The sequence below is a fragment of the Sutterella seckii genome (assembly GCF_009183815.1).
Taxonomy (GTDB): domain Bacteria; phylum Pseudomonadota; class Gammaproteobacteria; order Burkholderiales; family Burkholderiaceae_F; genus Sutterella; species Sutterella seckii.
Window position 1 is genome coordinate 1 of the sequence record NZ_WEHX01000287.1, and the last position, 241, is coordinate 241.

The 241-nt window shown below is 56.8% G+C and carries 1 pseudogene; it reads left to right on the forward strand.

The annotated features are described in order from the left end of the window. Nucleotides 1–241: pseudogene (locus GBM95_RS12195) on the forward strand (sodium:solute symporter); the annotation flags it as partial.

Below are 241 nucleotides of genomic sequence, written 5' to 3' on the forward strand. Positions count from 1 at the left end.
TGGTTTTGTTCTGCTCTATCTTTTCGCAACCGTTGCGATTGGCGTGTGGGCCTCCACCCGCGTGAAGAGCACCAGCGATTTTGCACTTGCCGGACGCAGCCTTCCGCTGCCAATGGTGATTACCGCTACATTTGCCACTTGGTTCGGTTCGGAAACCATTCTCGGTCTTCCGGGACGCTTCATCGAAAGCGGCATTGCGGGCGTGATTGAAGAGCCCTTCGGGTCCGGCATGGCCCTGATT